The sequence below is a fragment of the Pantoea sp. 1.19 genome, assembly GCF_001922585.1.
Taxonomy (GTDB): Bacteria; Pseudomonadota; Gammaproteobacteria; order Enterobacterales; family Enterobacteriaceae; genus 1-19.
Window position 1 is genome coordinate 92,530 of the sequence record NZ_MRBS01000003.1, and the last position, 12,962, is coordinate 105,491.

Here is a 12,962-nt window from a genome sequence, read left to right on the forward strand (position 1 = left end):
TGAATTAATTAAGTACAATAATTAATCATTTAATCCTGCTATTTCAGTCGCTTAAATTACCAAAACTTACGATGAACGCCAGATCTAATCGCCGGGGCAGGGGCAGGAAAATGTTATTTTGTATGTCAGCGGCGGCGGGCTTAACGTTCGAACGATGGCTAAGACCTAAAATGTCAATTTCCCCGGGCGCGGGGAATCGCTACAATGGACCCACTGACGTGCCGTTGTTTATATTGAGGAAGGCAAGATGAGTACTGTTGAAAAAATTGAACGCCAAATCGCGGAAAACCCAATCCTGCTGTACATGAAAGGCTCACCGAAGCTGCCGAGCTGTGGTTTCTCCGCCCAGGCGGTGCAGGCGCTCTCCGCCTGTGGCGAACGCTTTGCCTATGTGGATATTCTGCAGAACCCGGATATCCGCGCTGAGCTGCCGAAATATGCTAACTGGCCGACGTTCCCGCAGCTGTGGGTGGACGGCGAGCTGGTCGGCGGCTGCGATATCATTATTCAGATGTATCAGGCCGGCGAACTGCAGACCCTGATCAAGGACACCGCGGCGAAATACCCGAACGCGGAATAAAAAAAAGGCCCGTAAGGGCCTTTTTCAGCAGGGCGCCGAATCGCCGGCGTCCGCTGTCGGCAGCGGTTCTGGCGGCCAGCCGCCCAAGCGTTTCCAGCGGTTCACTAACTCGCAAAACAGATCGGCGGTTTGTTCGGTATCGTACAGCGCCGAGTGTGCCTGACTGTTATCAAAGGGGATCCCCCCGGCTACACAGGCTTTGGCTAACACCGTCTGACCCAGCACCAGTCCGCTCATCGCGGCGGTATCAAAGGTAACGAACGGATGAAACGGATTGCGTTTCAGGCCGGCGCGCTCGGCCGCGGCCATTAGAAAGCTGTGGTCGAAGGTGGCGTTATGCGCGACCACAATCGCCCGGCTGCAGCCGCTCTCCTTCATCCCTTTGCGCACCGCTTTGAAAATGGCGTGCAGCGCGTCGTACTCTTTCACGGCGCCGCGTAGCGGATTCCACGGATCGATGCCGTTAAACGCCAGCGCTTCCGGCTGCAGATTCGCCCCTTCGAACGGCTCTACGTGATAATGCAGCGTTTCATCTTTTTCCAGCCAGCCCGCTTCACTCATTTTGACCGTCACGGCCGCAATCTCCAGCAGGGCATCGCCTTTGGCATTGAATCCGGCGGTTTCAACGTCAATCACCACGGGATAGAAGCCGCGAAAACGGGCATGTAACGTATTCAGGTCGTTCGATTCAGACATTAGTTACTCAAGTGACGAGAAAAAGGCAGCGCATTATGGCAAATTTTTGCAGCGGGGAGTAGGGCAGGTTCGCACCTGCCCTGCGGAGTTAGTGGCCGAGGCCCTGGCCCGCCTGTTTGTTTTCGATCAGTTCGATTTTATAGCCATCCGGATCTTCAACAAAGGCAATAATGGTCGAACCGCCTTTCACCGGACCGGCTTCGCGGGTTACGTTACCGCCGTCGTTACGGATGCGCTCGCAGGTCGCGGCCACGTCATCCACGCCCAGAGCGATATGACCGTAGGCGTTGCCGAGGTCGTAGCTATCCACACCCCAGTTATACGTCAGCTCAATCACGGCGCCGTCGCTCTCTTCGGTGTAGCCGACAAAGGCGAGGGTGTATTGGTACTCGGCATTCTCACTTTTACGCAGCAGGCGCATACCGAGCACGCGGGTATAAAAATCGAGTGAGCGATCCAGGTCGCCCACGCGGAGCATAGTGTGTAACAGACGCATAAGGTCCTCTGTCGTCAGAAAGTTGAACGGATAAGGATACCAGAAGCGCGCGGCGTTTTCGCCGCGCGGCGGTAATTTTACAGGGTTGGGTAGTCGGTATAGCCTTCCGCTCCACCGCCGTAAAAGCTTTCCGGACGCTGCGCGTTGAGCGGCGCCTGCAGGCGGAAGCGCTCAACCAGGTCCGGGTTGGCGATGAAGTCGCGGCCAAAGGCGGCGGCGTCGATCAGGCCGCGGTCAATCAGATCGGCGGCTTTTTCCGGCGTGTAGGCGCCCGCGCCGATGATAACGCCCGGATAGACCTCGCGCATCTGGCGACGGAAGGCCTCGCTGTAAGGTTTACCGCCCGCCCAGTCGGGCTCAGACACGTGCAGATAAGCGAGATTACGCTTGGCCAACTCTTTCAGATAGTAGAGGGCGGCCTCCTCCTGATCTTCTCCGTTATCCAGCCCGTTGAATGGCCCCAGCGGAGAGATGCGGATACCGATGCGGTCTGCCTGCCAGCCGTCAATCGCCGCGTCGACCACTTCCAGCGCAAAGCGGGTGCGATTAACAATGCTGCCGCCATACTGGTCATCGCGCTGGTTGGATGCCGGGGAGAGGAACTGGTGAATCAGGTAGCCGTGCGCCGAGTGCAGCTCGACCAGGTCGAAGTCCGCTTCGCGCGCATTGATCACCGCCTGGCGGAAATCCTGAACGATCCCGGCGATTTCCGCCGTGCTCAGCGCGCGCGGCGTTGAGGTGGCTTCGCGAATGGTGTTACCTGCAGCGTCGCGCAGTGAGGTGCGGGTGTCGGCGTTAATCGCTGACGGGGCAACCGGCGCCTGGCCACCCGGTTGCAGGGTACTGTGCGAGATGCGGCCGGTGTGCCACAGCTGAACCGCCATATGACCGCCGTCGGCGTGAACGCCGGCGTTAATCGCTTTCCAGGCGGCAATCTGTTCGCCGGTATGCAGGCCGGGGGCCCCGGCATAGCCCTTCGCCTGGAAGGAGATCTGCGTGGCCTCGGAAATGATCAGTCCGGCGCTGGCGCGCTGGCGATAATATTCACCCATCAGCGGGGTTGGCACGTCGCCTGGCTCGATGCTACGCAGGCGCGTCAGCGGGGCCATAAATACCCGGTTGGGTACGCTAATCGCCCCCAGTTTCAGTGGGGTGAAAAGAGATGAGATGGACATAACAACTCCTGCTTGGGTTTAACATCAGGCAGACAGGGTAGTGAAGTTGCGTTTGGGCCACTTAGCAGCACATGCTCTGGTCAGCAGATGACCAGAGCACGGAAATTCAGCTTTGTCGGCACGCAGCCAGAATATCCAGCTGTGGTTGATAGATGCGGGTGTGCACATCCAGCATCCCTAGCAGGGTATGAAACAGATTATCCTGAGAGACTGCCTCACGGGCGGCGCGCTGGCTGACGCAGTGCCCATCAACGTGCATCGCCTGACGCCAGCCCGGTGATAGCCACATCAGGAACGGAATATGGGTCTGCTGACTGGGCGCAAACAGCCACGGGGCGCCGTGCAGATACATGCCGTGTTCGCCCAGTGACTCTCCGTGGTCGGAGAGATAAATCAGCGCAATGTTAAAGCGATCGCCATAGCCCTTCAGCAAATCCAGCGTATCGCTCAGCATGCTATCGGTGTAGCGCACGCTGTTGTCGTAGGTATTAACCAGCGCCTGATGATCGCAGAGTTGAATCTGATGACTGTCGCAGGTCGGTGTAAAGGGGCGCTCACCGGCGGGATAGCGCCGATAGTAGGCCGGCCCGTGACTGCCCATTTGATGCAACACCACCACGCCATTGTTATCCAGGCCGTCGAGGTAGTGATTTAACCGATACAGCAGGACCTCATCAAGGCATCCCTCAGTCCCGCAACGCGGCGCGGGCAGCTGCCACTGCGTCATGTCGGTATGCGGTACGCGGTTGCAGGCGCCTTTGCAGCCGCCATCGTTCTCGCGCCACAGCACGCTGACTCCGGCGTGTGCCATCACGTCCAGCAGCCCTTCGCGATGGCGCGCCAGTGTGGCATCGTAGTGGCTACGCGTCATGCCGGAAAACATACAGGGCACCGACACGGCCGTCTCCGTACCGCAGGAGGTCGCCCGGGGGAAATAGATAACGTCCTGCCGGGCCAGTTTCGGATTGGTGTTGCGCCCATAGCCACCGAGGGAGAAGTTCTCCGCGCGAGCGGTTTCACCGAGTACCAATACCACCAGCGTTTTTTTATCGGCGGCGGCGATCCGCGGGCCTGTGCGCGCGTCCTCCCCGAGGCGTACCAGCGCCTGGCTACCGGAGAACCAGCGATCCTGTACATAGTGCCCGACGCCGCTGATCGCATTGGCCGGCGTCACCAGTTTGACAATCGGCTTGTTGTTGCGCACCAGCGACGCGTAATCCTTAAAGAAAAAGGCGGCAATGAGCAGGATAGTCGCCAGCGCCGCCAGCGCTGTGGCCAGCCGCAGCGCCAGCCCCATCCACCATGGGCGCTGGCAAATAATGTGCAGACTACACAGCAAGACGGCGGGTAAAAGGCCGGCCAGCAGCATCCACAGCAGATAGCGTGGGGTGATCAGCGCCAGCGCTTCCTGGCAGTTGGTCTCAAATACGTTCTGCACCATGTTGGTGTCTATGACCGTGCCGTAACTCACGCTGAAGTAGTTAGCTGCCGCGCTGACCAGCAGAAGCAGGGTCAGCAGCGGCTTGCGGATCCACGGCAGCGCGAACAGACTGAACAGCGCCGTAAACGCGCAAAACAGTACCAGCGGCACGGACAGGGCGAACAGATAGCTGACTATCCTCTGATAATCAATCAATTGCCATGCGCGCCAGATAAACCATCCATTTCCTACCGCGGTAAACCACAGCGCCGCCAGCAGGGTAAAGGTCATTTCATGACAGCTCAGTAGAGACCGGATTTTCATTTTTTCCACAGTGAACGGGTTAGCTTGTGGAGCAGCGTAAGCAGGAAGCCTTAATAAAACCTTAATACATCAGCTTACGCGTAGCGCGGCTTCCTGCGCCGCCGGCGATCACGCTTTTCTGCGCCATTTACGCGCAAAGCTTGCAGATTAGCGGCGGGATGGCTTCAATAAAGCAAGTGTTAGAGGAGGTCCTGTGGCGGAACAACTCGAGTTTTTTCCGGTGCCCAGTCCGTGCCGGGGGATTTGTCAGAGCGATGAGCGTGGCTACTGCCGCGGCTGCTTTCGCAGCCGCGAGGAGCGGTTCCAGTGGCAGCGCTTCAGCGACGCGCAAAAACGTGACGTGCTGCGCTTGTGCCGGCAGCGCTTTCTGCGCCTGCGGCGAGCCACCACCCCGGCCGATGAGCAGCCGCCAGAGCAGCCTACGCTGTTTTAACCGGCTGTTTTAGCGCCGCACGCCGGCTATACTGGGGACGCTTTCGCCGTAGCGGACGGCGTTTTCCAATAAGGAACACTCTGATGACAGCACGTATCCAACTTTCGCCGCAGGGGCCGGAATTGTCACGCATGGTGATGGGCTACTGGCGGCTGATGACCTGGCAACTGCGCCCGGCGGCGCTGGCGGATTTTATTCGTCAGCACCTGGAGCTGGGGGTGACTACCGTCGATCATGCCGATATTTACGGAGACTACCAGTGCGAAGCGGCGTTTGGCGATGCGCTGCGCCTGGCGCCGTCCCTGCGTCAGCAGCTGGAAATCGTCACCAAGTGCGGTATTGCCACTACCGCCCGAGCGCAGCATGCGCTGGGTCACTACATCACCGATGCCGGACACATCACCAGCAGCGCCGAAAACGCCCTGCGCCACTTCGCCACCGACTACCTTGACGTGCTACTCATTCACCGCCCCGATCCGCTGATGGTGGCCGACGAGGTGGCAGAGGCCTTTTTAGCGCTGCACCACAGCGGGAAAGTGCGGCATTTTGGCGTCTCTAACTTTACGCCGGCGCAGTTTGATCTGCTGCAGTCGCGGCTGCCGTTTGGCCTGGTGACTAACCAGGTCGAAATCTCACCGATTCAGCAGGCGGTGCTGCTGGATGGCACCCTCGACCAGTGCCAGCAGTTACGCCTGCACCCGATGGCGTGGTCATGCCTCGGCGGCGGCGCAATCGTCAACGATCCCGCCTACCAGCCGCTGCGCGACGCGCTCGAGCAGGTGCGTCGGGAAGTGGGTGCCGACACCATCGAGCAGGTGGTCTACGCCTGGGTGATGTGCCTGCCTTCGCAGCCGTTGCCGATTATCGGGTCCGGTAAAATTGCGCGGGTGAGGGAGGCGGTAGCAGCGCAGCAGCTGACCCTCGATCGCCAGCAGTGGTTCCGCATTCGCAAAGCGGCACTGGGCTACGACGTGCCCTGATCGGCGGCTCCCGAATCGGCGCCGCGCAGCGGTGTCAGCGCGGCGTAGAGTCGCCACAGCATGCCCGCCAGCTCGCCGGCGGCCGGTTCAGGCCGGCTGGCCAGCTGTGCGATCTGCCAATGTAAATCCTGCAGGACACCCTCCAGCGCCGCGGCGGAGATGTCGCGCGGCGTGAATACCCGGCGCAGGGCGGCAACGCAGGCGTGGCGCTGCGCCAGCAGGGCTGGTTCGGCACAGGACCCGTCACGCAGCTGCCAGAGCAGGTGGCTACAGTTCAGTAACACCACGCCCCAGCGAAGCAGTGCAAGGTGTGCCGGGTGATCGACGCTGCCGGCAGGCGGATTGATCAGGTAATACACCCGGGATTCAAACTGCTGTTCGCTCAGCGTGGGCATCGGGCGCAGCTGATCAAGAAAGTCGCGCCGCAGCGTTTGGATATGGCGACGGCTGCGGCGCCGATCCGAGCTGGGGCTGAGCAGGTAGAACGCCACAATGCTGAGCATCACGCCCAGCACCCGCCCGAGGTTATCGTTGATAAACTCGGGATAGTCGAACACCGGCGGGTTAGTCACGGCAATAAACGAGCCCATAAAGACGATAAATTGCCCCAGCATTGGGGCGTGGCGTGGATGCTGCGCTTTTAACAGATACAGCGTTAACACCAGCGGAAAGAACAGCAGCAGAAACTGCCCCATATCATTGACCTGAATCATCACGCCAAATACCAGCACAAAACTGAAGGCGGAGAGCGCCACCAGGGTCTTCATCAGCAGCGACAGCGTACGGGTGGGCGACGGCGTTGACGCGTAGAGCACGCAGGTAATGGCCAGCAGCGTCAGCGCGGCGGCGCCGTTCTCCCACTGGGTGGCTATCCAGAAGCCGCAGCCCGTTACCACCGCGACAAACGTCCTCAGTGCATTCCAGGCGGCCTCGGTGCTGTCGGCCCGCCGGCTTAAGGGCGGCGTGCGCGGCGGCGATAAGCGCGTCTCGCTGTCGGCCTGCTCAAGCTGCCGCAGCCAGCGCCTGACGTTCAGCGATAGCCAGCAGAAGCTGCGCAGCTGTAGCCCCCAGGTGCGATAGCGGAAATCCGTTGCCCCGGCGGCAAGCAGGGGCTGCAACAGCCGGGCCAGCCGGTACTTATCACTCTCCGGGCGCGCCAGTTCGGACAAAATCCTCGCCGTATCGCGACAGACCCGGGCCGGGGGGGCTGGCCAGTTCAGTAGCATGCGCCGCAGTCCGGCGCTGACGCTGGTCATCCGCAGCTGCTGATGCAGCAGGTAATTGACCACCGGGTTGTAGCGGCGAAAGCGGTAGTGGCTCCAGAACGCCTGGATCCGCAGCAAATTCAGCGTCAGTACCTGGCCAATCATGGCCTGATGCGCGTGCCGCGTTTCGCCGGAGGGAGCGCTGTTAAGCATCCAGCTGGCGTGCTCCAGCAGCCGCTGGTGCTGCGCGCGCAGCGAACCAATCAGCGCCTCACCGTCGTTGCTGCCAGGGAGGATAATCATCATGACGCCACCGCAGAGAATCCCGGTAATCACCTCGCAAAAGCGGGCCTGTGCGGTATTCCAGATAGCTGCCGTATCGGTCAGCTCTACCAGGGTAAAGACGATGATCGCCGCGGTGTAGCCGGCCAGCGCGAAGGCATAGGCAACGTTGTTCTGCTGGTGGCTGGCGGCCCAGGTGCAGATCGCCAGCCAGCCGGCGATATAAAAAGTAAACAGCCAGGGTTCGTTAAGCGTATTGCCGGCGATCAGCAGCGCGGCGCAGGCGCCCAGCAGGCTGCCGGCAAGGCGGCCGAGACTTTTACTGATGATGCCGCCAACCGAACTCATGCCGCTGACGACTGCGGCAGAGGTCAGCGCCCACCACGGCTGGTCGAGCTGAAGCGCATAGGCAAAAGTCAGGGCCAGGCACATGGCCAGCGTACTGCGCAGTGCGCTTTTCCACTGCGCGGCGGTGGCGACGACCCACGGCAGAGCCACCGGGCGCGAAAGTTTCAGCCTCATGCGCGGTTACCCGGCGATGGTGATGCTGCAGGTGGTGCCGGCAATCAGCGTCACCCCGCGCGGGAGATCATCGAGGCGAATCCGGATCGGGACGCGCTGGGCCAGCCGTACCCAGGGTACCGTAGGCTTAATGTCCGCGAGCAGGCCGCTGTCTCCGGCCTCGCTTTGGTCGTAAATGGCGCGGCCGATGCTGTCGACGTGCCCCTGCAGCCGCTGTCCGGTGCCGTACAACACGATACTGGCCGGGGCACCTATGCGGATATGGCGCAGCTTGGTCTCTTCAAAATAACCCATTACGTAAAACGAGTGGCTGTCGACCAGGGCAAACAGCGGTTCGCCCTGGCTGGCAAAGTTACCGTTGCGCAGCCGCAGATTGGTTATCCAGCCATCGGTAGGTGCCAGCACGCGGGTTTGCTGCAGCTCCCAGCGCGCCCGCGCCACTTTCGCCTCGGCGGCGTGTTCCGCCGCCACCATCTCGGCCAGCGTCTGATTGGCGACGTCAATTTCTTCCGCTGAGAGGGTATTGCGCAGGCTGCTGCGCCGGGTGGCCTCATGCTGCGCGTTGATGCGACGGGCGCGGGCGCTGGCCTGCTGAGCCAACGCGTCCTCCAGCCCGATGCGGTAGGGTACCTCGTCAAGCGCAAACAGCAGGTCGCCGCGATGGACAAACTGATTGTCGCGGATTGGCAACGCGGTAAGCTGACCGGCGACCTGCGGAGCAATGCTGACCACCTCGGCGCGGACCTTGCCGTCACGCGACCACGGCGACTGCATATAGCTGTTCCATAGCCACCAGCCTGCCAGCAGGGCGGCGCTGGCGACCAGCAGAGTACTGAAGTATTTTAAGCGGGACAGACGCATCGTTTATCCCCTGCTCAACAGCCAGAATGCGGCGCTAACGCAGAGAACGAAGACTGACAGCTCCATCAGCATTGGGTGCCAGAACGCCCCCGAGGAGAGCGCGTCGCGCAGCAGTGGGTGGACGAGCAGCCAGAACAGCAGCCCCAGCAGCACCGAGCGAAACAGCGGTGGAAACAGCAGATAGGCGCCAAAGAGCAGATCGGTAAAGGCGCTGGGAGAGGCAGGGAATGCATGAGTCAATTTTAACTTTCCTTCGAGGTGACCGTCGGCGTCCTGGCGCTGCAGTGTGCAAACCTGCCGGGCGAGGGGGCGCGATTGTAATTACTGCTTCAAACGCAGAAAATAGTCTAAAATGACGCTTGATAGCTAGCAAGCTAATTATAAGGAGTTGAAATGGAAACCCCTCTGGGAACCGACCTGGCGCGCCTGGTCCGCATCTGGCGCGCCCTCATCGATCAGCGCCTGAAGCCGTTAGCCCTGACCCAGACGCACTGGGTCACCTTGCATAACATCCATCAGCTGCCACCGGAGCAGTCGCAAATTCAGCTGGCTAAAGCGATCGGTATTGAGCAGCCGTCGCTGGTGCGTACGCTGGATCAGCTGGAGGAGAAAGGGCTGATTACCCGTATCACCTGCACCAGCGACCGCCGGGCTAAGCGTATCCGGTTGACCGAGGCGGCAAGACCGCTGATAGACGAAATGGAAAAGGTGATCGACGAGACCCGCGATGACATTCTGCAGGGGATCTCTCGTCAGGAAGTGGAGCAGATGGTGACGCTTATCGCCCGGCTGGAGCGAAATATCTCCGAGCTACAGCACCGCAGCTAAAAAAAACCGGCCAGCGGCCGGTTTTTTTGCCCGTCAGCGCGCTCAGCGCGGCGAGACGGTGATCTGGCTGCCGTTGGAGGCCATCGCCACGCGCTGCCCCACCGAGAAGCGGCTGGCGGCCTGTTTCTGGACCACCATGATGGTGTTACCGTCATCGCGACGGATTTCCAGCTCAACGCCATCGGTTTTGTTGATTGCCCCTTCAACGCCTTGTCCGGCTACGCCGCCGAGGATCGCCCCTCCGGCGGTTGCCAGACTGCGTCCGGCGCCGCCGCCGATCGTATTGCCAAGGAAGCCGCCCAGCACCGCACCGCCGATGGCGCCAATCACGTTGCTGTCGTTACCGGCCTGAATTTTTACCGGACGCACGGAGACCACCGTACCGTAACTGACGGTCTGCACCTGTTTTGCCTCTGAGGCGCTGTAAACGTCACCGGACAGAGTGTCAGTATTAGTACAACCTGCCAGCGTTAAACCGGCCAGAGCTACGATAAATACACGCCTGAACATCGTTAGAAACTCCTTCATCTAAGGGTTGCGCGGAAACCCGCCGCCACACCACAATCAGTATACTCATCATCCATCCATGCTGCTCGGTAGAGAACGCGGCGCGGCAGCGAAACCGCTGCTATGATGTCGGCCCGGGCGGGCACAGCGATCGAGTGACGCACAGCATAGCGTAAGCAGAATAAACAATCATTCAATGTTGCGAGCGACGCGAACAGCGGTGTCAGCCCCGCGAGGTTTTTATAAAAAAACACTCTCAATCATAGAATTACCCGTAAGATTTTGCCAGGCTGTTCTCCTGATCATTTCGCACGCCTGGCGTGCAGCGAGGAAGTCATGAAATCAGGGCGTTACATCGGCGTGATGTCCGGCACCAGCCTCGACGGCATCGACGTGGTGCTGGCGGCTATCTGCCCGGAAATGGTGGCCCAGCAGGCCAGCTATACCCATCCCATCCCGCGGCCGCTGCGGCAGGCAATTCTTGATGTCTGCCAGGGACAGCCGCTGACGCTATCGCAGCTGGTGCAGCTGGATACTCGCCTTGGCCGGTTGTTTGCTGAAGCGGTGCTGACCCTGATGCAGCGCGAGGGGCTGGAGGCCAGCGACGTGACAGCGATTGGCTGTCACGGACAAACGGTGTGGCACGAACCGCGCGGCCCGGCCCCCGGAACGCTGCAAATTGGCGATAACAATCACCTCGCTGCCGCTACCGGCGTCACCGTCGTCGGCGATTTTCGCCGCCGTGATATGGCGCTGGGCGGGCAGGGAGCGCCGCTGGTGCCGGCGTTTCATCATGCGTTGCTGATGCATCCGCAGGAGCGGCGGATGGTGCTGAATATCGGCGGAATTGCCAACCTGTCGCTGCTGATCCCCCATCAGCCGGTACGCGGTTATGATACCGGGCCGGGCAACATGCTGATGGATGCCTGGGTGTGGCGTCAGTGCGGTGAGCCGTTCGATCGCGATGCGATGCTGGCCCGCCGCGGTCAGGTTGTTCCGGCACTCCTGCAAAAAATGCGTGCCGACCCCTGGTTTGCGCTACCCGCGCCGAAAAGTACCGGGCGGGAATACTTCAACTACGGCTGGATTGAGGCGCAGCTCAGCGCTCAGCCGGCGCGGCGCCCGGAAGACGTGCAGGCGACCCTGCTGGAGCTGACCGCCAGCAGCATAGCCGATCAGGTGCTGCTCAGCGGCGGCTGCGATCGCCTGCTGGTGTGCGGCGGCGGCGCCCGCAATCCCCTGCTGATGCAGCGGCTGGCTGCGCAGCTCAGCGGGACGGCCGTGGAAACCACCGACAGCGCTGGCATTCGCGGCGACGATATGGAGGCGCTGGCTTTTGCCTGGCTGGCGTACCGCACCTTGTCGGGGCTGCCGGGCAATCTGCCCTCGGTCACCGGCGCCTCGGCGGCATCCATCATCGGGGCCATCTTTCCCGCGTCGCCCGATTTCGGCCCGGCGACAACGGCGTAACCCGGCCAGCTGTGCGCCGGTGACCGCCATTAACCTGTTGGTGAGGAAACCAATCATGAGAAGAGTGCTGTGTATGACCACGCTGCTGCTGTCCGGCTGTAGCCTGATGCCCCCCGCACCGTCACCGGTGCAAACGCTGCACTACCGCTGCGGTACGCTGCCGCTGACGGTCAGTCTGGATAACGCCCGAAGTGAAGTCGCCTTTGTGATTGACGGCCAGTCGGTGACGCTCAAGGAGCAGATTGCCGCTTCCGGTGCCCGCTACAGTAACGGCACTTATACCTTCTGGTCGAAGGGTAACGGCGCCTTTGTCGAACGCAACGACAAGGTTATCATCGATGACTGTGAACTTCAGCCGGCTAACTGATTGAACAGTCGGGAAATGGCGAGCACAATAGCGTTAATCCCCTGAACGGAGTTTACGGTTATGAGCGACAGCGACATCCTGCAGCATATCGCCCACCTGCGCCGCGAATACACCCGCGGCGGCCTGCGGCGGCGCGATCTTCCCGCCAGTCCACTGACTCTGTTTGAGCAGTGGCTTGGCCAGGCCTGCGAGTCGGGGCTGCCTGACCCGACCGCCATGTGCGTGGCCACCGTAGACGCCAGCGGCCAGCCGTGGCAGCGCATCGTGCTGCTGAAGCACGTGGATGAGCAGGGCATGGTGTTTTATACCAACCTTGGCAGCCGCAAAGCGCAGCAGTTGGCGCACAATCCGCGCATTAACCTGCTGTTTCCCTGGCATATGCTGGAGCGGCAGGTGATGGTCACCGGTCAGGCGGAACCGCTGAGCATGGGTGAGGTTTTGCGCTATTTTCACAGCCGTCCGCGCGACAGCCAAATTGGCGCCTGGGTGTCGCGCCAGTCCAGTCGCCTCTCCGCCCGCGCGGTACTGGAGAGCAAATTTCTTGAGCTGAAGCAGAAGTTCCAGCAGGGAGAGATCCCGCTGCCCAGCTTCTGGGGAGGCTATCGGGTGCGAATTGACAGCATGGAGTTCTGGCAGGGGGGGGAACACCGTCTGCACGATCGCTTCTTCTGGCAGCGCGATGGTGACGGCTGGAAAGTTGACCGACTCGCTCCCTGAGGTGTTAAAAACCGGCCGAAGCGCTGGCACGATGCGTTCCGGCGCTTTATTCTATAGCCCTTATTTTTCCGCGAATGGCGGAACGCTGTGTACCAGCTT

At 60.8% G+C, this 12,962-nt stretch carries 15 protein-coding genes; 7 read left to right on the forward strand and 8 right to left on the reverse strand.

Annotated elements, in window-relative coordinates:
- The first annotated feature begins 247 nt into the window (after positions 1 to 247).
- Positions 248 to 580 (forward strand): Grx4 family monothiol glutaredoxin, encoded by a 333-nt coding sequence (locus BS626_RS07060; protein ID WP_075181691.1) that lies wholly within the window; start codon positions 248 to 250, stop codon positions 578 to 580.
- 24 nt (positions 581 to 604) lie between these two features.
- On the opposite strand, the gene rnt is transcribed toward BS626_RS07060, so the two are convergent.
- The 4 genes from rnt to eptA all read right to left on the reverse strand — a co-directional run bounded on the left by rnt (position 605) and on the right by eptA (position 4,691).
- A complete protein-coding gene (gene rnt, locus BS626_RS07065; RefSeq protein ID WP_075181692.1) occupies positions 605 to 1,276 on the reverse strand; it encodes a ribonuclease T in 672 nt (223 codons plus the stop codon).
- Between the two features lie 88 nt (positions 1,277 to 1,364).
- On the reverse strand, positions 1,365 to 1,772 hold the full coding sequence (gene gloA / locus BS626_RS07070) for a lactoylglutathione lyase (RefSeq protein WP_075181693.1): 408 nt from the start codon (positions 1,770 to 1,772) through the stop codon (positions 1,365 to 1,367).
- Between the two features lie 77 nt (positions 1,773 to 1,849).
- A complete protein-coding gene (locus BS626_RS07075; RefSeq protein ID WP_075181694.1) occupies positions 1,850 to 2,947 on the reverse strand; it encodes an alkene reductase in 1,098 nt (365 codons plus the stop codon).
- 106 nt (positions 2,948 to 3,053) lie between these two features.
- On the reverse strand, positions 3,054 to 4,691 hold the full coding sequence (gene eptA / locus BS626_RS07080) for a phosphoethanolamine transferase EptA (protein ID WP_075181695.1): 1,638 nt from the start codon (positions 4,689 to 4,691) through the stop codon (positions 3,054 to 3,056).
- A 193-nt stretch (positions 4,692 to 4,884) separates the two neighbouring features.
- Here eptA and BS626_RS07085 point away from each other — a divergent pair, with 193 nt between their 5' ends.
- On the forward strand, positions 4,885 to 5,124 hold the full coding sequence (locus BS626_RS07085) for a DUF1289 domain-containing protein (RefSeq protein ID WP_075181696.1): 240 nt from the start codon (positions 4,885 to 4,887) through the stop codon (positions 5,122 to 5,124).
- A gap of 83 nt (positions 5,125 to 5,207) precedes the next feature.
- On the forward strand, positions 5,208 to 6,104 hold the full coding sequence (locus BS626_RS07090; protein WP_075181697.1) for an aldo/keto reductase family oxidoreductase: 897 nt from the start codon (positions 5,208 to 5,210) through the stop codon (positions 6,102 to 6,104).
- Here BS626_RS07090 and BS626_RS07095 read toward each other — a convergent pair.
- From BS626_RS07095 to BS626_RS07105, 3 genes are read right to left on the reverse strand one after another with little or no spacing between them, the layout of a single operon-like run.
- On the reverse strand, positions 6,089 to 8,113 hold the full coding sequence (locus BS626_RS07095; protein ID WP_075181698.1) for an FUSC family protein: 2,025 nt from the start codon (positions 8,111 to 8,113) through the stop codon (positions 6,089 to 6,091). The genes BS626_RS07090 and BS626_RS07095 overlap by 16 nt on opposite strands.
- A gap of 6 nt (positions 8,114 to 8,119) precedes the next feature.
- On the reverse strand, positions 8,120 to 8,974 hold the full coding sequence (locus BS626_RS07100) for an HlyD family secretion protein (protein WP_075181699.1): 855 nt from the start codon (positions 8,972 to 8,974) through the stop codon (positions 8,120 to 8,122).
- Positions 8,975 to 8,977: 3 nt separating this feature from the next.
- Complete coding sequence (locus BS626_RS07105; RefSeq protein WP_075181700.1) at positions 8,978 to 9,214, reverse strand: DUF1656 domain-containing protein; 237 nt, start codon at positions 9,212 to 9,214, stop codon at positions 8,978 to 8,980.
- Positions 9,215 to 9,367: 153 nt separating this feature from the next.
- Here BS626_RS07105 and slyA point away from each other — a divergent pair, with 153 nt between their 5' ends.
- On the forward strand, positions 9,368 to 9,802 hold the full coding sequence (gene slyA, locus BS626_RS07110) for a transcriptional regulator SlyA (protein ID WP_075181701.1): 435 nt from the start codon (positions 9,368 to 9,370) through the stop codon (positions 9,800 to 9,802).
- Between the two features lie 42 nt (positions 9,803 to 9,844).
- Here slyA and BS626_RS07115 read toward each other — a convergent pair whose 3' ends face one another.
- Positions 9,845 to 10,312 carry a glycine zipper 2TM domain-containing protein gene (locus BS626_RS07115; protein WP_075181702.1) on the reverse strand — a complete coding sequence of 156 codons (468 nt, stop codon included), beginning with the start codon at positions 10,310 to 10,312 and terminating at the stop codon, positions 9,845 to 9,847.
- A gap of 333 nt (positions 10,313 to 10,645) precedes the next feature.
- Between BS626_RS07115 and anmK the strand changes: the two genes are divergently transcribed.
- Genes anmK through pdxH form a run of 3 tightly spaced genes read left to right on the forward strand, consistent with a single transcriptional unit; the run spans position 10,646 to position 12,863 of the window.
- Positions 10,646 to 11,779 carry an anhydro-N-acetylmuramic acid kinase gene (gene anmK / locus BS626_RS07120; RefSeq protein WP_075181703.1) on the forward strand — a complete coding sequence of 378 codons (1,134 nt, stop codon included), beginning with the start codon at positions 10,646 to 10,648 and terminating at the stop codon, positions 11,777 to 11,779.
- Between the two features lie 55 nt (positions 11,780 to 11,834).
- Positions 11,835 to 12,146, forward strand: coding sequence for an MliC family protein (locus BS626_RS07125; protein WP_139308782.1), 312 nt, complete (start codon positions 11,835 to 11,837; stop codon positions 12,144 to 12,146).
- Between the two features lie 60 nt (positions 12,147 to 12,206).
- Positions 12,207 to 12,863 (forward strand): pyridoxamine 5'-phosphate oxidase, encoded by a 657-nt coding sequence (gene pdxH, locus BS626_RS07130; RefSeq protein ID WP_075181704.1) that lies wholly within the window; start codon positions 12,207 to 12,209, stop codon positions 12,861 to 12,863.
- Positions 12,864 to 12,962 lie beyond the last annotated feature (99 nt).